Raw genomic sequence first — 19,191 nt, forward strand, 5'->3', positions numbered from 1 at the left:
TCCCCCTGGTAAAAACCCTGGTAGCCCCCTAAGCGAAGGAGAGGACCGTTATGGACGATCTGCTGCGCATCGATGAACGGCTGAGCGACGAGCAGCGCATGATCCGCGACACGGTCAAGTCCTTCGTCGCCGACCGCATCCTCCCCGACGTCGCCGACTGGTTCGAGCAGGGCGTTTTCCCAGCTCGCGAGCTCGCGCCCGTCCTCGGCGAGCTCGGGCTGCTCGGCATGCACCTGCAGGGGTACGGCACGGCCGGCACGGACGCCGTGTCCTACGGCGTGGCCTGCCGGGAGCTGGAGGCCGGGGATTCCGGGCTCAGGTCCTTCGTGTCGGTTCAGGGTTCCCTGGCCATGTTCCCGATCTGGAAGTACGGGTCGGAGGAGCAGAAGCAGGAGTGGCTGCCCCGGATGGCCTCCGGCGAGGCGATCGGCTGCTTCGGCCTGACCGAGCCCGACCACGGCTCCGATCCCGCGGGCATGCGCACGTTCGCCAAGCGTGACGGCGACGACTGGGTGCTCAACGGCGCCAAGATGTGGATCACCAACGGCACGATCGCGGACGTGGCCGTGGTGTGGGCGCAGACCGACGAGGGCGTCAGGGGCTTCGTGGTGCCCACGGACACTCCCGGGTTCTCCGCCCCTGAGATCCACAAGAAGCTGTCCCTGAGGGCCTCGGTGACCTCCTCACTCTACTTCGACGACGTACGGTTGCCCGGCTCCGCCGTACTGCCTGAGGTGCGAGGCCTGAAAGGCCCGCTCTCCTGCCTTTCCGAGGCCCGTTTCGGGATTCTGTGGGGCGTTGTGGGCGCCGCCCGGGCGTGCCTGGAGGCCGCGGTGGACTATGCGAAGACGCGGGTGCAGTTCGGCAAGCCGATCGGGGGCTTCCAGCTGACGCAGGAGAAGCTGGCCTGGATGTACGTCGGGACGGCGCAGGCCCAGCTCACGGCGCTGCACCTGGGGCAGCTCAAGGACGAGGGGAAGCTGGAGCCCCGGCAGGTCAGCTTCGGCAAGCTGGCCAACGTCCGCGCGGCCCTGGACATCGCCCGGCAGGCCAGGTCGATCCTCGGCGGCAACGGGATCACCCTGGAGTACCCGGTCATCCGGCACATGAACAACCTGGAGAGCGTCCTGACCTACGAGGGCACGCAGGAGATCCACACGCTGGTGCTCGGCGAGGCGCTGACGGGGATCGCGGCCTATCGCTAGATCTGGTGCACGTCGCCCACTTGGTCGACCACCAGCGTCACCCGGCGCTCCTTGGCCTTCACGGTCACGAACAGCCAGACGGGGAGCCACAGGCCGCAGCTCATCGCCGAGAACAGCGCGTGCATGCAGTGCCTGGGCTTCCCAGCCCTGACCAGGGTGGCCGCGTAGTTGGACTGCGCCTCCACCCGCCAGCCCCTGGCCGCCAGGTGTGCCACGGTCATGGCGAGGTTGCGCGTGGGGTCGGGATTCGGCTGGTATCTGGGTCGCATCTAAGGGTTCTGTCCGCCGGTCGCTCACTCCTCCCCGGACATGGTCCATTTATCGTGTTCCTTATGGGGTTTACGGACTTCCAGCGCGACATCTACGGGGATGCGGGGGCGCCGCCGTACAGCGTGAACCTCCCGGCACTCGAGGAGGCCGCGCGGGCCGTCATGAGCGTCGAGGCCTTCCAGTACCTGGCGGGGTCTGCGGGTGACGAGGCGACTGCGCGGGCCAACCGCGCCTCGTTCGACTCGTGGCGGATCGTGCCGCGGATGCTGACAGGTCCCGATGATCCCCCTTCGCTGAGCGTCGAGCTCTTCGGGCAGACATATCCGGCGCCTGTCGCGCTCGCGCCCGTCGCGGCTCAGACGATCATGCATCCGGACGGCGAGCGGGCGGCTGCCGCGGCCGCCGCCTCCGTCGGTCTTCCGTTCGTGCTGAGCTCCTTCGCGTCGCACTCGCTCGAGTCGATCGCTTCCGTGGGCGGGCCGCGGTGGTTCCAGCTCTACTGGCCCTTCGACGACGAGATCACGGCCAGCCTGCTCTCCCGGGCGTCCCAGTCGGGCTATTCGGCCTTGGTGGTCACGCTGGACGCGTGGGTGGTCGGCTTCCGGCCCCGGGAGCTCGACCTGGGCTACAACCCCTTCCTGAAGGGCATCGGCCTCGCCACGCCCCTTTCCGACCCGGTCTTCCGCGCCCGTACGGCCGGCCTCTCCGACGCCCGTCGAGCCGAGCTGTGGGCCAAGCTGGTGCAGGGACGGGCGCATTCGTGGGCGGAGCTGGAGTTCCTGCGCGCGAACTGGCCCGGGCCGATCCTGCTCAAGGGCATCCTGCACCCCGACGACGCCCGGCGCGCGGTCGACCACGGCATGGACGGGATCATCGTCTCCAACCACGGCGGCCGCCAGCTCGGCGGCACGGTGTCCTCCCTGCAGGCCCTGCCCGAGATCGCCCGCGCGGTCGGCTCCCAGTGCACCGTCGCCCTCGACTCCGGCCTCCGAACCGGCGCCGACGCCCTCAAAGCCCTCGCCCTGGGCGCCCGCTTCGTCCTCCTGGGCCGCCCCTACCTGTGGGGCCTGGCCCTCGACGGCGAACCCGGGGTCCGCCACGTCCTCCGCTCCCTCCTGGCGGACCTCGAGACCTCCCTGGCCCTCACAGGCCGGACCCTGTCAACGCTTACCCCCTCGGACCTCGTACGCGGTGACGGTACGTTATGGTGACCGGTTAACGGCGTCGCGGAGCGGGCGCGGATGTCGGTACCCTTCTGGGGGAACGTGAGGGGCGTTAGCTCAATTGGCAGAGCTGCGGACTTTTAATCCGTAGGTTCCGGGTTCGAGCCCCGGGCGCCCTACCTCAATAACTTGGGCGGACTCCCCGATCTCCATGATCCGGAAGCCCGCCCAGTTGCATTTCCCGTTGCAGTTGTGGCCGCGTCGTTGCGGTTACTCGTCCCACAGCGCTCGCCCCATTCGGGCCGCTGCCTCCGCGGCGAGAGTTTCGGTTATGTGGGTGTATCGCTTGGTCGTGACGCGTCCGCGCCACGGCGAGGATGTCGCGGGCCTCATCTCTGTCGAGGGGTTCGATCTCGTGGTCCTCACCCGTGGGCGCGTCGATCATGCCGCATATGTCATGTGTCGGATGTGTCGCTGTCTCCGGGTGGGTCGGTAGCCGGCCGCTGTCTTGGTGGATTGTCCAGCGTCAGGCGACCGTTACTCCGCCTTCGGTGGAGTCGGTGGAGCGGCTGAGTTTCTCCCAGGCGTCGAAGTCGTCCTGGACGCGTTGGCGCCCGGCGGTGACCAGGCGTAGCGCGTCCGAGCCGAGCAGGATATGCACGGGAGGCTTCTCCACATCCAGGAGGGTGAGGATGGCGTCGCCCGCGCGATCGGGGTCACCGATGCCCTGACCCGCGAGGGCCTGGCGGCGGGTCCGGATCGGGTCGAACAGTGCGTCGTAGTCGGCGATGCTGCGTGGTGCGCGGACCAGTGACCTACCTGCCCAGTCGGTTTTGAACGCGCCGGGAGCTACGGCGGTGACCCGCACGCCGAACTGGGTGACCTCTTGGGCGAGAGTGTCGGTGATGCCTTCCAGAGCGTGTTTGCTGCCTTCGTAGAACGCCAGTCCAGGGAAGGTGGTGTGCCCGCCCATCGAGGTGATGACGAAGATGTGGCCGCCGCGCCGTTCCCGCATGCTGGGTAGGACCGCTTTCACGGTCGCTACCGTGCCGAATACGTTGACCTCGAACTGGCGGCGCAGATCGGCCATCGATGACTCTTCGAAGGTGCCTTCGAGCCCGTAGCCGGCGTTGGCCACGAGCACTTCGATCGGGCCCAGTTCCGCTTCGGCGGCCCGCACCGTGGGCTCGATCCGGTCCGCGTCGGACAGGTCGAGGATGAAGGCCCGGGCGCGGTCGGGGTCCAGTGCCTGGAAGTCGGCCGCGTGCTGCTCGGTGCGCACGGTGCCCGCGACCCGGTGCCCGGCCGCCAGGGCTCGTCGGGCGATGGCCAGTCCGAGGCCGGTGCTGACGCCGGTGATCAGGAATGTCTTGCTCACTACGGGTGTCCTTTCGTGGATGAGTGTCAGGCCGCGGAGCGTGCGTGGGCACGGCGGCATCGACCCCCCACGGATATGGCGGGGTCGTGTCTGGGTGGTGTTGGTGCTGGATCGCCGGGATCGGGCGGGGCTCAGGACTCCCGGGTAGTCGCGGTGGCGGGTTCGCTGCCCCAGCTGGCCAGCAGTCGCAGGCGCTCCTCAGATGGCGAGCCGGACGGCGCGCAGTAGACGACGAGCGATTGGCCCGGGTCGGCGACCGAGGTGAAGATCTCGTACTGCAGTTCCAGGTCACCGGCGACAGGGTGGCGGAGGCGCTTGAGGCCGGTGCTGCGTTCCTGGACGCGATGTTCTGACCACCACGCCGGGAACTCGGGTGAGCGCATCATCAGCTCACCGATCAGGTTGGCGATGCGCTGGTTTCGCGGCTGGGCGGCGGCGGCCAGCCGCAACCCGTGTACGTAGTCGCGGGCGACGCGTTCCCAGTCGCACCACACCAGGCGAGCACGCGGATCCAGCAGCGTCCAGCGCGCCATGCTCCGTTCCCGGCGCGGCAGCTCGGCCACACCGGGAAACAGCAACGCCCACAACGTGTTCCCGCCGACGACAGTGAAGTTCCGGTCGCTGACAAGAGCACAAGCCAGATCCATCGACTCCAGCACCTGTCGCAGCGCCGGTCGTAGCCGTGACGAGTGCTCGGCCCGGTCCTTGCGCCCGGCTGTGGTGCCCGCGAGGGCGAACAGATGCCGCCGCTCGATGTCATCGAACCGCAGCGCGTCGCAGAGAGCATGCAGTACCTGCTCGGACGGCTGCCGGGCGCGGCCTTGTTCCAGACGGGTGTAGTACTCGGTACTCACCCCGGCCAGCTGCGCGACCTCACCGCGCCGCAGACCGGCGACCCGGCGACCGGCGCCGAACTCGACCGGCAGACCGATCTCATCCGGCGTGAGTCCAGCGCGGCGGGCCCGCAGGAAGTCGCCCAAGTCGTTATTGCCCATGCCCAGAGTCTGCTCTTCACCCAGCCGATCAACCAAGGGCATAGCTGGCCCTGCCAGTACTACACACCAGGTCGTGCGAGGCCGCGAGACGGGGCAAGGTCCGCCGAGAAGAGGGCGTGGTCATATTCCGACGAGACTTCCCGATAAGCGCTGAGCCGCAGGTCAGCGGCCGTAACCGGGCCGGAGCGGATCGTCGGCCGCCTCGGCGCCCTCGTAGGCGATGGCCGCGATCCGCTCGGCGCTCACGTACTGGGTGAACAGGCCGATGCCGTCATGAAGGGTCCGCTGCGCGCTCCCGTGCAGGCCAGGCACCCCACAAGTTCCCCCGCAGCCGCCGGCGCGGCCGACCAGCGACCGGAACGTGGTCCAGGCGATGTTGCCGCCGGACAAGACCACACCGATTGTGCCGGAAGAGATCTGTGCGGACATCCGCACCATTGCGGGACGCCTCGGCCGGCCGGGGAACGACTACGTTTGCGGGAATCGGACCGACACGCCGCGGAGCTGCTCGAAGAATGCCGTAGCCCGCAAGCTGCGCCCGATCAGGTTCTGCGCGAGATGACCATGATGTATTCGCAGGGAGCGTTCGTTCGGTTGGCGAAGCCGTGGTCCGCGTCGGCCTGGAAGAACAGGGAGTCGCCTGTGTTCAGGGTCTCGCTGATCCCGCCGATCGCGACGGTGAGGGTGCCTTCGAGCACCACGAGTTGCTTCTCCGTACCCGGCGGATACGCGGGCAGCAGCCCGAGAGAGACCTGCGCGGGGAGGTAGTGGACGACCATCTCGGCTCCTCCCGCGCCCGGGGCCGCTGACACCATGTGCCGCTCGAAGCCGGTTTCCGGGTCACGGAAAACGGGGCGATCGTTCTTGCGCATGACAATGGCCACACCAGACGCGGCAGCAGCCGGCGCACCGATCAGGTCCGAGAGTGACGCGTCGAGCGCGTGGGCGATCCTGGACGCGATGCCGATCGTCGGGCTCTTCTCACCGCGTTCGACCTTGGACAGCATCGCCCGGCTGACCGACGACTGTGTGGACAGCTGCTCCAGCGTCAGGCCCGCCTCCTCGCGGCGTCGCCGCACGTTACCGCCGAACGCGCCGGCCAGGTCGTCACCGTGCTGTGCTTCGGCCGCGTTTCCGTCTTGCTCGACCACCGTGCTCCTCGATCGATGGGTATCTCGCTGCCCCACAGTGTAGTGATTCTCCTAAAGAAGATATGGTCTACTATCGGAGACGCACGATGTGCGCCCAACATGACGGAGGTTCCATGCGTTTGATCTCGAGTGGCCAGCACCATGCCACGTTCGAATTCGGCGATCTGCAGGTGATCTCATTGCGAGACGGGTACATCGACATGCCGCCGACACGGCTCCGCGACGAGGATAGGCGCACGCTCGATGAGCTGCCGGCCGTCGTCCCGCTGGCCGGCGACAACTTGCGGCTGTCGGTCAACGCCTTCTTCGTCACCGACGGCACGCGGTCGGTTCTCATCGACACCGGTGCGTCCGACAACTGGCACGACCCCACCATGGGATTGATCTACGACGCGCTCGACGAAGCGGGAATCGACCGCGCGCAGGTCACCGATGTGGCCATCACCCACAACCACGAAGACCATGTGAGCGGCCTGATCGCGCCGGACGGTTCAGAGGCGTTCACCAAACTCGAGCGCGTGTGGATCGGCGCGGGCGACACCTCGGTGTTCACGGGGCGGCTCGAGCCGATCTGCGACCGGGTCGTACCCGTGTCGGAGAAGGTCGCGATCAACGACTGGACCACAGCGATCCCGACACCGGGCCACACACCCGGTCACACCGTCTACGACGTCAGGAGCGGCACCGGCCACCTTCTCGTCTGGGGCGACACCGTCCACGTTCCCACGCTCCAATTCGATCAGCCGAACGTGTCCTGGGAGCTCGACGGCAACCAGTCCCAGGCCCGCGCCGCGCGAGCGGCCCTCCTCGAACAACTGACCCGACCACACCACTTCGTAGCCGGCGCCCACCTCGACTCACCCGGCATCGCCCGCGTAACCCCCTCCGGCGACGGTTATGCGCTGGAATACCTCGCACCACCGATCGGCTGATCGAGCCTGTCGGCTCCGGACCCCGCTCGCGATGCCGGCCAAGGAGGGCAAGCTCGTCCGGCCCGGCTGGACGGCCGCCTCGATACCAGCCGCATGCGCGACGGCCTCCAGCCCATCCCGGTCGAGGAATACCGCAGCATCGGCCAGCCGTGGATCCACGGGCGCCGCCCGGCGACCTGATCAAACATGACGACCGGAGTGTACTTCCGAGAACAACGTCTTCCCGGACGTCCACTCCGGTCGCGACTTTCGAGAATCCGGTCCCAGCCAGGTCACAACCGCCGCCAGCAACTTCCGAGAACACGGATTCCGTCGAGCCGAGACGGCGGGTCGCCCGCCCCACCCCGCTACCCGCCACCTACGAGCACCTCTCGGGCCTGCATGGGGTTCACCACAGAGCGACGGTCTGTCTCGCCCGTCCTCTTGATCTTGCGGAGCTTCACCTTGTGGAGCGGATCTGCCAAAAGTTCTTCACGCGGCGGCGCTGCCTCAATCGCCAGCGAAACGGAGTTCAAGGGCGGGATCTCCCATGCACATGACTGCCAGGCGCTCCAGGCGGGCTACGCGCTCACGTTCCTCGATGCTCGCCGCCAGCCCGCGAAGGTAGCCCAGTTCAGCGAGTAGCTGCGGCATCTCCCCGGAGGTCAAGATCAGGTCCCCATAAGGATCCACGCGCTCCAGCATCGGCGCCCGACTACGGCCACGCACCCTCTCCACCAGACGCACGAAGACATCATCCGAGTCAGCCAGGTCAGGACCGACAGGAACGACCTTCCTTCGCCGAGGACTCGTCCCCACGCGAACCACCCTCATCAAGCCAACGTCGACTCCCAAACTGCTCCTCTCGTGGCACCTTGGCCGCCTCCGGCGGGGGCGCCCCGGCTCCGGGATGATCGCCGCACCGGGTGTCTGGGCCGTAAATGGCTGAGGCGAAAGTCTGATCATCCCGCCCGCCATCGACCCGAGACAAGCCGAGCAGACCAGGGCACAAGGTGCGCGCGTCGCGCGAGAAACACCAGATCGCAGGCTGATCGTCGTTCAATCAGCGCCTGCAGGAAAGCGATAGTCGGCGGCTGTAACGATCCAGGGCAATGATGGCCACCTTGACGCGGTCGCCGACCTGAAGGACCTGGTCGGGGGCCTCGGCCGGTATCGTGGCCAGCTCGTCCAGGTGAATCAGCCCCGCAACGTCTTCTGCGACGCTGACGAAGGCTCCGAAGGGGACGAGCTTGGTCACCGTTCCCCAGAGCTCTTGCCCCTCGTGGGCCGCGTCGGCGAATTCCTGAAACGGATCAGGTTCAAGTGCGCGAAGGGAGAGCCTGGCTTCGCCATTCGTGGTGTCGAAGCAGAGGACGGAACATGTGACCCGCTGCCCTACCTCGACGACTTCGGAGACATCGTCGAAATGTCGCCAGGACAGCTCAGGGATCGTGATGAATCCTACGCCCGGGTAGACAGGATGCGATGGCCCATCGTCCAGCGCCACGAACACTCCGAACCGCTGTACATCCGCCACCACACCGCTGAGCACCTCACCGGGGCGGAGTCCTTTCAAGAATGCCCAGAGTTCGGGATTCTCGGTCGCGGCCAGCGACAGGCCGATCCTTGCCTGCTCCGAATCGACAGCGATTACTTCAGCGGTGACGCGCCGGCCGACCTGTATGACCTCATCCGGCAGGCGACACCAGGAGACATCCAGGGCACCGATGTCCGCCGAGACCAGGCACAGGCGCCCATCGAGCCTCACCGAAGCCCCACGACGCCCCACCTCAGTGATCGTCCCCGAGACGACGTCGCCGATCTGAACAGCCTTCAAGATCTCAACTATGTCTTGATCGTCCGTAGCCCCATCCACGCTGCCCACGTTCTCATGATCGGGCTTGTCCCAGAAGCGGTCGCAAGCAGGACTCGTGGCAAGAGCCGCAGTCGTGACTTGGCGAAGGGGGTATCCATCCCTGTATTTCGCGACTCGACATTCCAGGTCCCGTTGACGAGCACCAGCCATGGACCACTGGGCTTGACGGCCAGAACCCTACGCAGAGAACCAGTCTCCGTGTCAGGCAGCTTGGCACATCGCCGCAGCAAGATCCGGAACATACCCGGAATGATCAACGAAGCTTAGCTCACGGCCATATGAGCTTTAGCAGCTCAGTTCCCCGAACAGTGTGTGGTGAAAGCGATCCACTTTTATCCGTAGGTTCCGGGTTCGAGCTCCAGGCCGCGACCGATCACCGATGGGCTCGCTTGCCTCTTACGACGGTCCATGCTTGCGAGCCAGGAGGCAGACATATTGGCGCTTCTGCCCCTCGCCTGGCTCTTCGAGTAGTCGGGCGGTGACGACCAACCCGGCCTCAGCGAGCAGCTCAGTGATGCGATCCGGCGGCCGTAGATAGGAACCGATCGACACCGAGTGGCCGTATGCGTGCTGGAGCTGCCGATGCTCATCGCCGACGTGAGTTCCCAGCAACAGGTGACCACCTGGTGCAAGCGTCCGATGGAACTCGGCGAACACCGTCGGCAAATGCTCCGTTGGGATGTGATGGGTCGAGTACCAGGCGATGACACCGCCCAGCTCGCCGTCCTTGAGATCCAACGCGGTCATCGAACCCACCTCGAACCGTAGACCCGAGTATCTCTCCCGGGCCACCTCGACCATCTTGGGCGACAGGTCGATGCCGAACTCCGGCACCCCCAGTGCGTTCAGGTGCGCCGCCACATGGCCAGGTCCGCACCCGATATCGGCGACCGGCCCCCGCCGGGCGGCTTGTACGAGTTCGGCGAACGCGGCCAACATCGCGCGGGTCAGCGGCATTGACGTGAGCGCGTCTCCGACGAGCTCTGCATAGTCGACGGCGATGGTGTCGTAGGACTCGCGAGTGGCTGCCAGGTAGGAGGGTTCGGTCATGCCGATTACCGTAGCCATCACCAAACGCGCAAGGACCGACGTGATCAGTACTGAGGCACTCTGTATTCAATGGGGCACGGATGCCGGTACCACCCTCACAATCGTCCGAGGGTGGCCGATCACCTCACGGGGCGGGCGCGATCGACGGTCCGGGGCTTCGTGTCTCAACCCCGGCCCACCGAGCACCAAAGCGACGAAGGTGTAGACCTTCCTCACGGTCCCGCGTGCCCGTTGCGTGCCCGTCAGGAGGGTGATCAAGAGGGACTCACAGGGAATCACGGTCACTCACACCGCTCCCCCGCACGGACGAATCCGTGCCGAGATCGATGCCCTGTTCACCGAGAGCCGTGACGTCGCGGCACTCAACGGCCACAGACTCCGAGCAGCGGCCAGTTTCTGTTCCGAGGTCAACTGGCACCAGGTCTGAGAAGCGTTGCGATCTCCGGCCAGGAGTAGATGACCTCGTCGGGTGGCACCTCGCCCGCGAGAACTCCGCCGAGGGAGGTGTAGAAGCGGCGGGCGCGTCGGTTGACGGCCCGTACCCGGATCGCCAGCGAGCCGAACCCGTCGGCGGACAGGTCGACCGCCGCTGCCCGGAGCAGGGCGCGGCCGTGGCCGTGGCCCTGATGGCCGGGACGGATCGCTAGGGCGTAGATCTCGGCGTCGAAGCCGAGCTTCGGATCCGCCGGGCCGCTCATGACCAGACCGATAACCGTCCCGTCCAGCAGTTCGGCGACTTTGGTGTGATGCGGCCGAGGCCGTTCAGCCGCCTCCACAACGAGGTTCCGGCGCCAGTTGGCGGCGGATTGCTCGCGGGTGACGTCGAAGTCCTCGAACTCGGCGAACGCGGCACAGGTGACCTCGGCCATGACGTCCGCGTCGGACGGGAGGGCGTACCGGATCGGCATGAACGGAGACTAGGCCCTCGGGGAGTAGTGGGACGATCAGTAGCACCGCAGACTCGTTTGCGTCTGGCTGCGGCTATGGGGTCGGCTGCGTCTCGGTCAACCGGGGCACCGCCGCGAGTGCGACGGCGATCAGCACCGCCGCCACAGCAAACAGCTGCGGCTCCTCGAGCAGCTCCGCCACGCGTCGGATGCGCTCGCGGGTGGACGGCGGGGCCGCCAACATCCGTCGCTTCGGAGACTTCGTCTACGACCTGGACGTGCCGCTGGAGAACATGGGGGTCTAGGACGTCGCGGAGCTGGCAGGTCGAGGCGCTCACGCCGATCGCCGCACGCACATCTGTGTTCGGTACGCCGGACAAAGTGCCTTCTTCCGTCATCCGGCCGCTGTCGACCAAACTCTAGGAGCGAACAAGAAGTAACCAGCGCACAGAAAGTGCGGTTTCATATGAACGTCAGCACTCCGCCACGCCGAATCGGCCCCCGGCCGACCACCACCGGCCTGGAAATCCCGCATGACCAGATGGACCAGTTCTCCCCGCCGGAGATCCGGGCTGCCCTGGTCAAGGAGGCAGAGTCACTGCCGGGAGTCTTCACCGGCCCCAGCCAGGTGTCGGAGCCCTCGTCCCTCGCCCTGCGGCTGCACGAACCCCGCGGTCCGTGGGAGGCGTTCCTGCATCCCAGCCGCGACGAGTTCGGGCACATCCACCGGGCCGGATTCATGCACCTCACGTTGCCCGCTCCCCTTATCGGCCCCCTGACCGAGGCCGGCTGGGTCGAGGCCCATCCGATCAGCCTGCGGCCGCAGTGGCCGGACACGATCGTGATGCTGTACGCCCCCCGCGACGAGGCCGAGCTCGCCGTCGCCGTCGCAGCTCTACGCGCCTCCTGGCAACAGGCGTCCAACCAGCTCCCCTGACCGACATCCGGGCTGCGTCGAAACCGAGTGAGCACCACGCTCGCCATCACCACTTGACCCCCGATCGCCCGTGGCCGCTTCCGGCCACGGGCGGCCCCCTCTTGGAGAGTCATGTCCGTCGCTTACGTAATCACCGCGATCCTGCTTTCGATCGCCCTGATCGGCTCCGGCCGGGCCAAGCTCGTCAAGGACGAGAAGATCACGGCGGGGCTGACCAAGGTCGGCGTGCCGGAGAGCTGGTTCCCGCGCCTGGCCGCGCTGGAGCTCGCCGGCGCCCTGGGACTGCTGATCGGTATCGCCTACCGTCCGCTCGGCATCGCCGCGGGCACGGGTGTCGTCCTGTACTTCGCCGGCGCCGTGCTCACCCACCTGCGTGCCCGCGACCTGAAGGGAGCCCCTGTGCCTGCCGTCCTGCTCCTGCTGGCCGCCGCCCCCACACTGCTCGGCATCGCGACTGCCTGAGCGGTCGGGAACTGTACGCTTGCCGAAAACTCCATCCATGCAGCTCAAGAGGAGAAATCCTGAAGCCTGCCATCGAGAAGATGACAACCCGGAAGGGACAAGGCCTGGGCATCATCGTGGACGGGGATGACTTCGTCGTCCGCGCCGTGACATGGGCCGAGGTGATCCAAGCCGTCCGTCACTGACTTGCTTTCGTCCGCCAGGCGCTCGACTACCAGAGCGCCGACGCATCCAGTATCTGCAGCGTGCTCACGGCCGATACCTTCCCGACCTGATGACCTCACCGCAGATGCCGGCCACCCGCCGAGGCGGGGCCGCTCTGCGGCCCCACAACGTCCCGCGACAGTCGGCCGTGTGCCAAGCGGCGACAGGAGGCTCGCATGGGTCAGGGCCGGTGGAAGACGAGGACGGTGATGTTCTCCTGGCCACCGTTGTCGCCCCGATTGGGGTCGTTGACCTGGAACCGGAGGCGGCCGCTCGCCGAGCCCCGGTAGATGTAGCAGGGGCTGTTGGACCCGACGGGCCGCCACGCGGTAGTGCTGAGCTCACCGTCGTCGAGCCGGATCGGCCGATTCGTCACCCGCGAGAACGCCTTCACCATCAGCATGTACGGTGCGAGCGTCGGCGCCGGCCAGCCGGACCCGGCGATCCGGCCCTCGTCGCCGTCAGGGTCCTTCGTGGTGCCCCACCAGTCGATGCGCAGGATGGAGAAGTTGTCGGTGCGCGCGGAGAAGACGTCTCCGGGGACGAGCGTGCCGACGCTCACTCCCCGCGGGTCCTCCCCGTCGAGGGTGGCGTGCAGGACGCGGTCCGGGGCGTCCCCGCCGTCGCAGTGGTCGAACGGGGTGCGGGCGGTCGCGCTCGCCGGCGCCGTGGCGAACCCGGCCGCCAGGGGCAGCGTGAGGGCGAGCGCGGCGGTGAGCAGTCGGCCTGCTTTCATGGTGATCTCCTTGTCTGTCTCAGAGAAGTCGATAAGGACGTTCGGAGCTCTGGAACGACCGCATGCCAAAACCGGGTCCTCCCGGAAGCCTGCGCCGCGCTGGGCCGAAGGTGGTCATCGCCAGGCCGGGGACGGCATGCCTCACCCGCCGACAGGGTTGGGGACGACGTCGTCGCGCAGGGACACGCAGCGGACCGAGACGTCGACCGGGTTGGAGTAGTGGACGCCGTCGTCGTAGTAGACGGCCGCGCTGATGCGCCGGACGCTCTGGTGGACGATCAGGTTGGTCTGCGGCGCCATGCGCTGGCCGCCGCCTTCCAGCTCGAAGTCGAGCTGGTGCCACCGGTAGGTGCGGTTGGCCGCGTAGAGCCGCCAGCGCAGCGAGACCGGCGCCCGCCGTACCTCGACCGAGAGCGTGAACCGGAACGGCACCCGCCGCCCGGTGCTGTCCACCGGGTAGCCGTTGACGCAGCGGCCGGTGAAAGAGGTGCGGTCGGCGCTGAGCCAGAGCCGGCTGATCGGGCTCGGGTCGGCTGTCGCCTGAGCCGGTACGGCAGGCAGCAGCACCCCCGCCGCGATCGCCGCCACCACCATCGTCGTTTTCATGGTCCCCCTTACGGAGTGAGGTGATACGACGATGAGTGAGCCGCGGGCGAAAAACCTTGAAGAATCCTTGAACGGGAGAACCGCGTGGAATTCAGGCTGCTCGGCTGGGTCGGACTGGAGGACGGTGGACGCGAGGTCGACACCGGGCACAGCCGGCAGCGCTGCGTTCTTGCCGCGCTGCTGATCGACGCCGGTGAGCCGGTGATGACCGCCGAACTGGTGTCCCGCGTGTGGGGCGGCGACCCGCCCGACTCGGCGCTCAACGTGCTGTACGGCTACGTCACGCGGCTGCGCAAGGTCCTCGCCCCTTCCGGGATCCGGCTCCTGCGCCGCGGCGGCGGCTACCTCATCGACGTCGAACCCGCCCGCGTCGACGCGCTGCGCTTCAAGCGCCTGCAGGCCACAGACCCCGCCGCGGCGCTGGAGGCGTGGCGGGGCAAGCCGTTACCCGGCATCGAGGGCGAGTGGGCGGATCAGGTCCGTGCCGGTCTGATCGCGCTCCACCTGTCGGCGCAGCTCCGGCTCGCCGAGGAGGAGACCGCGCAGGGCCGTCACACCGCCGCCGCGGACAGGCTGGGCGGCGTGCTCGCCGAGCATCCGCTGGAGGAGCGGGTCGTGGCGGTGCTGATGACCGCGCTGTTCCGCGCCGGGAACACGCCGCAGGCCCTGGACTGCTACCAGGCCTTCCGCCGGCGTCTGTCCGACGAGCTCGGCATCGGGCCTGGGCCACGGTTGCGCCTGCTCCACCAGCGCATACTCGAGGGTGACAGCGCGCTGGACCGGCTGGAGGCCGCGCCCGTTCCGGCCGGCCTGCCGTACGACGTGCCGGGATTTGTCGGGCGCGCCACGGAGCTGGCGGCGATGAACCGGGTGCTGGGCAGCCGGACGCCGCTGGTGATCTCCGCGATCGAGGGCATGGCGGGCGTCGGCAAGTCCGCGCTCGCCGTGCGCTGGGCGCACCGGGTGCGCGAGCGTTTTCCCGACGGCAGCCTCTACGCCGACCTCGGCGGCCACGCACCGACCGGCCCCGCGGACCCGGCCCGCGTGCTCGGCGACTTCCTCGCCGCACTCGGCACCGCGCCCGCCCGCATCCCCAGCGGGCTCGACGCCCGCTCGGCGCTCTTCCGCGCTCTGCTCGACCAGCGCAGGATGCTCATCGTCCTCGACAACGCCCGCTCCGAGCAGCAGGTCAGGCCGCTGCTCCCGACGGCGGACAGCTGCGCCACGGTGATCACCAGCCGCGTGCCGCTCCACGGCCTGGTCGTCCGCGAGCGCGCACAGCGCATCGTCATCGGCACGCTCACCCCGGCCGAGGCCGAGTCACTGCTGCGGACCTTCGTCCCGTACGGCGACGCCGCATCGTTACGAGAGCTGGCGCGGCTGTGCGCCCACCTGCCGGTGGCGCTGTGCGTCGCGGGCGAGAGGGCGGCGCGTGGCGACCGCCCGCTGCCTGACCTGGTGGCCGAGCTCCGATCGGCGAGCAACCGGCTGGACCTGCTCGAGGTGGCGGGAGATCCGCTCAGCAGCGTGCGGGCCGTGTTCTCCTGGTCTTATGACACGCTGCCGGAGCCGGTGGCCTCGATGTTCCGCCGACTGGGCGTACACCCGGGTCCCGACATCGAGCCGGGCGCCGCGGCGGTGCTGGCAGGCTGCTCGACCAACAAGGCCACCGAGCTGCTCGGATCGCTCACTGAGACGCGGTTGATCGAGCCGTACCAGCCCGGCCGCTGGCGCATGCACGACCTGCTGCGCGCCTACTCCGTCGAGTGCGGCGGCGAGCAGGACGAGGCCGTGACGCGGCTGCTCGACCACTACCTCGACCGCCTGTCCGCCGCCATCAGTCTCGCCCTGCCGGGAGAGGTCGTCATCCGGCCCGACGCAGAACCGTTCCCCGACCGGGCGCAGGCGCAGGCCTGGATGGAGGCCGAGCGCGCCAACCTGGTGGCGGCCGCCGACCTGGCGCTCACCCGGTCACCCGCGCTCGGCAGGGATCTCGGCCGGATGCTGGTGCGGCACCTCGACATGACCGGACAGCAGGAGGAGGCCAGGCGTCTCTACCGCAGTGCGGCACGTGCCGCGCACGCCACGGGCGACCTGATGGGAGAAGCGTCGGCCCTCACCGCGCTCGGCGTGGCACTGATCCGCAACGGCGAATTGGACGAGGCGCACGAGAGCTTCCGCCGTGCCGTTGAGCTCTGGGAGACCCTGGACGATCCACGCGGCCAGGGCCGCGCGCTGGGCAACCTCGCGATAGTCGAGGTGTTCCGGGGGCAGTACGCCGCCGCGCTGGCGAATCTGGAGCGGGCGGCCGCCCTGTTCGAGCGCAGCGGCCACCTGTCGGGGCAGGCCAACGTGCTCAACCACATCGGCGAGATCCACTGGCGCACCGGCGCCTACCGACTCGCCGTCCCCCTGCACGAGAAGGCGATGGAGATCACCGCCGAGATCGGAGACCGGGCGGGCGTGGTCGTCTCGCACGGCGGCATCGGCAACGCCCTGTTCAGGCTCGGCGAGTACGGCGAGGCCCTGGAACACCTGGAAGCCGGCCGGGACCTGGCCAGGTCGATCTCCTACGTCTACTCCGCGCTGAACTCCATGGTCAACATCGGCCGTGTGCATGCCGCGACCGGCGACCTCCAGGCCGCCTACGACCTCTATCAGGAGGTGCTCGCCGCGCTGCGCGAGACGGAGGACCGTGACATGGAGGCGGAGACCCTCGACTGTCTCGGCGAGGTCTACCTGGCCTGGGGGGAACACGAGCGCGCACTCGACCACCATCGACGCGCCCTGGAGCTGCTCCGCGCGTCCGGCAGCCACACGTTCGAGGCCAGCGCGCTCAACGGGCTCGGCGAGGTGGAGCGCGCGCTCGGGCATCCGCAGGAGGCAGGTGCCTGGCATCAGGAGGCGCTGGAGCTCACGCGGGCCATGGGTGACCGGTTCCAGCAGGCCCGCGCGTTGGTCGGCCTGGCCAGGCTCCGCGCCGACCAGAGGCTGCCGGCGCAGGAGTGGGGGGAGGCTCTGCGCCTCATGGACGACATGCAGGTCCCCGAGGCGGCCCAGCTACGAGGAGAGCTGAACGCCCCGGGGCCGCGCAGCAGCCTCTGAGAGCCGACTCGCAGATGGCCGCCGGGTGGCTCACCCATCTGCATCGAAGATCAAGCCGGTCACCGTGGAGTGTCACAGGCGGGCGATCCACTCGTGGCTCGTGAGGACGTCGGCACCTCTGGACGGGAAGACGCGGTTGATCAGGAAATCGTGCACGTCCGGTTCCCCGTCGGCGCAGGCGTCGCTGAGCACGGTCAGGCCGTAGTCGCGGTCGGCGGCATCGTAGAACGTGGCGGCCACCATCGCGCCAGTCGCAACACCGGCCAGCACGATCGAGTCGATGCCCTGGGCGCGCAGGAGCCGGTCCAGGTCGGTCCCCGCGAACGCGCTGGCGCGGCGCTTGAGGACGACATCCTCGCCCGGCAGCGGCGCGATGCGCGGGTGCACGAGCGTCTCGGGGGAATCTTCGTGGAACAGAGTCCCCACCCCGTGCAGAGCGCTGATCACCTGATTTCCCGCCGCCACATCAAGGCCTGAGGCCCGGAGCCCGAAACGTATGAAGATCACCGGGATTCCGGAGGCTCTGGCAGCCGGGAGAACCCTTTCCACGGCGGGAAGCACACCGGCGGCGAAAGAGTAGTTGTCGACAATGCCCGCCTGCAGGTCGCCAACGATGAGCGCGGTGGTGGTCATAGTGTTTCCTTGTCTGTACGGCACGCCATCGGCCATCCTCCACGGCCGCGTCCTGGCGTCGTTGTCGTCGATCTAGTACGACGATATGGGGACAGAAACGCACATAGGCCATGGGCCGCACGTGGCGACCACGGACACGCCGAGACAAGGCCGCGCGCAGAGGCCCAGCGCCGGGTACCTAGCGGCTACTCGATCACGATGGCGGCTCCGCCGGCGTGCTGGTCACTGCCGCATCCTTGGATCGTGCGTAGGGTCGGCATACCTGCGCGGGCAGCCACGATCGACGGCCTTGGGGCGCAGTTCGTAGTGCCAGGATTCGTTGCTGTAGATCTGGCACAGCCCGTACTCGGCGCCGTGCTGGGACAGCCACGCCGTGGCATTGGCGGGCCCGATGTCGACCGCGTCTCCCGACACGTGAAGAGACTTGTCCGCGGTGGCCACCCATCGGGCGGCTTCCTCTGCTGAGCCGTACTCCGAGACCGCCTTTTGGCGTAGTTGTTCCTGGTACTGGGGGGAACGCCAGCCACTGTTGACGAAGAACTCGACCCCGTCGTCCGCGGCATCGGTCGCGGCATGGCGCAGGGCACCGAGCAGATCGGGGTCGAGGTTGGCCACGGCCGGAATTTCGTCATCGAAGACCGTCACACCGTCAGGGACGGCGCCATCCGCCTCGCCGAGTGCACCACGGTGATCGCCGTGAAGGACGGCCGAGGACGCCAGCGACTGGTAAATGAGGACACCGACAAGCGCCGCGCTGACGACTGCAAGGGCAGCCAGGATGGTCGATCGGGTACGGCGAGCCGCCGTTCGTGCTGATTCCCCGTAGGTCATGCCGCCAGTCAAGGCAGCGTGGTGTTGTCAGCACGTATGAGGTTCTCGATATGCCAACGATATGCTCCGGCTCGTAACCTCGAGAGTATGCGTGTGTTGATCGTCGAGGACGAACCCTTTCTGGCAGAAGCCATCCGCGATGGCCTGCGCCTGGAAGCGATCGCCGCCGACATCGCCGGTGACGGTGACACCGCTCTGGAACTGCTGAGCATCAACGCCTACGACATCGCAGTCCTCGACCGCGATATCCCTGGCCCCTCCGGCGACGAGATCGCCAAACGCGTCGTCGCCTCCGGCAGCGGCATGCCCATCCTCATGCTCACCGCTGCCGACCGGCTCGACGACAAGGCCTCCGGGTTCGAACTCGGCGCCGACGACTACCTCACGAAGCCCTTCGCGCTCAAAGAGCTCGTGCTCCGTCTCAGAGCACTCGACCGCAGGCGCGCCCACCACAGACCACCCGTGCGAGAGATCGCCGGCCTGCGGCTGGATCCGTTCCGCCGCGAGGTCTACCGCGACGGCCGCTACGTCGCGCTCACCCGGAAGCAGTTCGCCGTGCTCGAAGTCCTCGTCGCTGCTGGAGGCGGTGTCGTCAGCGCCGAAGAACTCCTGGAGCGGGCGTGGGACGGGAACGCCGATCCTTTCACCAACGCCGTGCGCATCACCGTCTCGGCACTGCGCAAACGACTCGGCGAGCCCGGGATCATCGCCACCGTGGCCGGCGTCGGCTACCGCATCGACACAGCACCCGGCACCGGACGTGAGGGAGAGGACCGTGGGTAGGGCGCCTG

The 19,191-nt window shown here is 68.0% G+C and carries 20 protein-coding genes and 1 tRNA gene; 8 read left to right on the top strand and 13 right to left on the bottom strand.

Translation table 11 applies throughout. The features are described 5' to 3' along the window. The first annotated feature begins 50 nt into the window (after positions 1-50). A complete protein-coding gene (locus KIK09_RS08320; RefSeq protein WP_214318137.1) occupies positions 51-1,205 on the top strand; it encodes an acyl-CoA dehydrogenase family protein in 1,155 nt (384 codons plus the stop codon). Here KIK09_RS08320 and KIK09_RS08325 read toward each other — a convergent pair. Beyond that, positions 1,202-1,474, bottom strand: coding sequence for a DUF8108 domain-containing protein (locus tag KIK09_RS08325; protein WP_214318138.1), 273 nt, complete (start codon positions 1,472-1,474; stop codon positions 1,202-1,204). The two genes, KIK09_RS08320 and KIK09_RS08325, sit on opposite strands and share 4 nt — an antisense overlap. A 63-nt stretch (positions 1,475-1,537) precedes the next feature. On the opposite strand from KIK09_RS08325, the gene KIK09_RS08330 reads away from it, so the two are divergent. Both KIK09_RS08330 and KIK09_RS08335 read left to right on the top strand, forming a co-directional pair. After that, a complete protein-coding gene (locus KIK09_RS08330; protein ID WP_214318139.1) occupies positions 1,538-2,686 on the top strand; it encodes an alpha-hydroxy-acid oxidizing protein in 1,149 nt (382 codons plus the stop codon). A gap of 58 nt (positions 2,687-2,744) precedes the next feature. After that, positions 2,745-2,817 (top strand) — tRNA-Lys (locus KIK09_RS08335). Positions 2,818-3,164: 347 nt separating this feature from the next. Here the strand turns inward: KIK09_RS08335 and KIK09_RS08340 are convergent. From KIK09_RS08340 to KIK09_RS08355, 4 genes are all read right to left on the bottom strand, one after another. After that, positions 3,165-4,016, bottom strand: coding sequence for an oxidoreductase (locus KIK09_RS08340; protein ID WP_308163981.1), 852 nt, complete (start codon positions 4,014-4,016; stop codon positions 3,165-3,167). 131 nt (positions 4,017-4,147) lie between these two features. Then, positions 4,148-5,011, bottom strand: a complete 864-nt coding sequence (locus KIK09_RS08345) for a helix-turn-helix transcriptional regulator (RefSeq protein ID WP_214318141.1) — start codon at positions 5,009-5,011, stop codon at positions 4,148-4,150. 162 nt (positions 5,012-5,173) lie between these two features. Continuing rightward, positions 5,174-5,440 (bottom strand): hypothetical protein, encoded by a 267-nt coding sequence (locus KIK09_RS08350; RefSeq protein WP_214318142.1) that lies wholly within the window; start codon positions 5,438-5,440, stop codon positions 5,174-5,176. Between the two features lie 113 nt (positions 5,441-5,553). Continuing rightward, positions 5,554-6,162, bottom strand: a complete 609-nt coding sequence (locus tag KIK09_RS08355; RefSeq protein ID WP_214318143.1) for a helix-turn-helix domain-containing protein — start codon at positions 6,160-6,162, stop codon at positions 5,554-5,556. A gap of 113 nt (positions 6,163-6,275) precedes the next feature. On the opposite strand from KIK09_RS08355, the gene KIK09_RS08360 reads away from it, so the two are divergent. Continuing rightward, positions 6,276-7,094 carry an MBL fold metallo-hydrolase gene (locus KIK09_RS08360; RefSeq protein ID WP_214318144.1) on the top strand — a complete coding sequence of 273 codons (819 nt, stop codon included), beginning with the start codon at positions 6,276-6,278 and terminating at the stop codon, positions 7,092-7,094. Positions 7,095-7,583: 489 nt separating this feature from the next. On the opposite strand, the gene KIK09_RS08365 is transcribed toward KIK09_RS08360, so the two are convergent. From KIK09_RS08365 to KIK09_RS08380, 4 genes are all read right to left on the bottom strand, one after another. Next, entirely contained in the window at positions 7,584-7,820 is a 237-nt protein-coding gene (locus KIK09_RS08365; RefSeq protein ID WP_214318145.1) for a hypothetical protein, read from the bottom strand. Positions 7,821-8,136: 316 nt separating this feature from the next. Then, entirely contained in the window at positions 8,137-8,958 is an 822-nt protein-coding gene (locus KIK09_RS08370; RefSeq protein WP_308163982.1) for a S1 RNA-binding domain-containing protein, read from the bottom strand. Between the two features lie 387 nt (positions 8,959-9,345). After that, positions 9,346-9,999, bottom strand: a complete 654-nt coding sequence (locus tag KIK09_RS08375) for a class I SAM-dependent DNA methyltransferase (protein ID WP_214318147.1) — start codon at positions 9,997-9,999, stop codon at positions 9,346-9,348. Positions 10,000-10,406: 407 nt separating this feature from the next. Beyond that, the gene (locus tag KIK09_RS08380) at positions 10,407-10,907 is read right to left on the bottom strand and encodes a GNAT family N-acetyltransferase (protein WP_214318148.1); all 501 of its coding nucleotides are present in this window, start codon (positions 10,905-10,907) and stop codon (positions 10,407-10,409) included. A gap of 445 nt (positions 10,908-11,352) precedes the next feature. On the opposite strand from KIK09_RS08380, the gene KIK09_RS08385 reads away from it, so the two are divergent. Both KIK09_RS08385 and KIK09_RS08390 read left to right on the top strand, forming a co-directional pair. Further along, positions 11,353-11,823, top strand: coding sequence for a luciferase domain-containing protein (locus tag KIK09_RS08385; RefSeq protein WP_214318149.1), 471 nt, complete (start codon positions 11,353-11,355; stop codon positions 11,821-11,823). A gap of 111 nt (positions 11,824-11,934) precedes the next feature. After that, positions 11,935-12,285: a DoxX family protein gene (locus KIK09_RS08390; protein WP_214318150.1), complete on the top strand. Its 351-nt coding sequence runs from the start codon at positions 11,935-11,937 to the stop codon at positions 12,283-12,285. 385 nt (positions 12,286-12,670) lie between these two features. On the opposite strand, the gene KIK09_RS08395 is transcribed toward KIK09_RS08390, so the two are convergent. Beyond that, a complete protein-coding gene (locus KIK09_RS08395; protein ID WP_214318151.1) occupies positions 12,671-13,225 on the bottom strand; it encodes a hypothetical protein in 555 nt (184 codons plus the stop codon). Positions 13,226-13,366: 141 nt separating this feature from the next. Then, entirely contained in the window at positions 13,367-13,831 is a 465-nt protein-coding gene (locus KIK09_RS08400; protein WP_214318152.1) for a hypothetical protein, read from the bottom strand. Positions 13,832-13,915: 84 nt separating this feature from the next. Between KIK09_RS08400 and KIK09_RS08405 the strand changes: the two genes are divergently transcribed. Then, positions 13,916-16,936 carry an AfsR/SARP family transcriptional regulator gene (locus KIK09_RS08405; RefSeq protein WP_214318153.1) on the top strand — a complete coding sequence of 1,007 codons (3,021 nt, stop codon included), beginning with the start codon at positions 13,916-13,918 and terminating at the stop codon, positions 16,934-16,936. A gap of 72 nt (positions 16,937-17,008) precedes the next feature. Here KIK09_RS08405 and KIK09_RS08410 read toward each other — a convergent pair whose 3' ends face one another. Next, positions 17,009-17,569: a cysteine hydrolase family protein gene (locus KIK09_RS08410; RefSeq protein WP_214318154.1), complete on the bottom strand. Its 561-nt coding sequence runs from the start codon at positions 17,567-17,569 to the stop codon at positions 17,009-17,011. Between the two features lie 222 nt (positions 17,570-17,791). Beyond that, a complete protein-coding gene (locus KIK09_RS08415; RefSeq protein WP_214318155.1) occupies positions 17,792-18,400 on the bottom strand; it encodes a M15 family metallopeptidase in 609 nt (202 codons plus the stop codon). 87 nt (positions 18,401-18,487) lie between these two features. Between KIK09_RS08415 and KIK09_RS08420 the strand changes: the two genes are divergently transcribed. Next, a complete protein-coding gene (locus KIK09_RS08420) occupies positions 18,488-19,183 on the top strand; it encodes a response regulator transcription factor (RefSeq protein WP_214318156.1) in 696 nt (231 codons plus the stop codon). Positions 19,184-19,191 lie beyond the last annotated feature (8 nt).

Origin of the sequence: Nonomuraea sediminis (assembly GCF_018531495.1) — a bacterium.
GTDB classification, from domain to species: Bacteria; Actinomycetota; Actinomycetes; order Streptosporangiales; family Streptosporangiaceae; genus Nonomuraea; species Nonomuraea sediminis.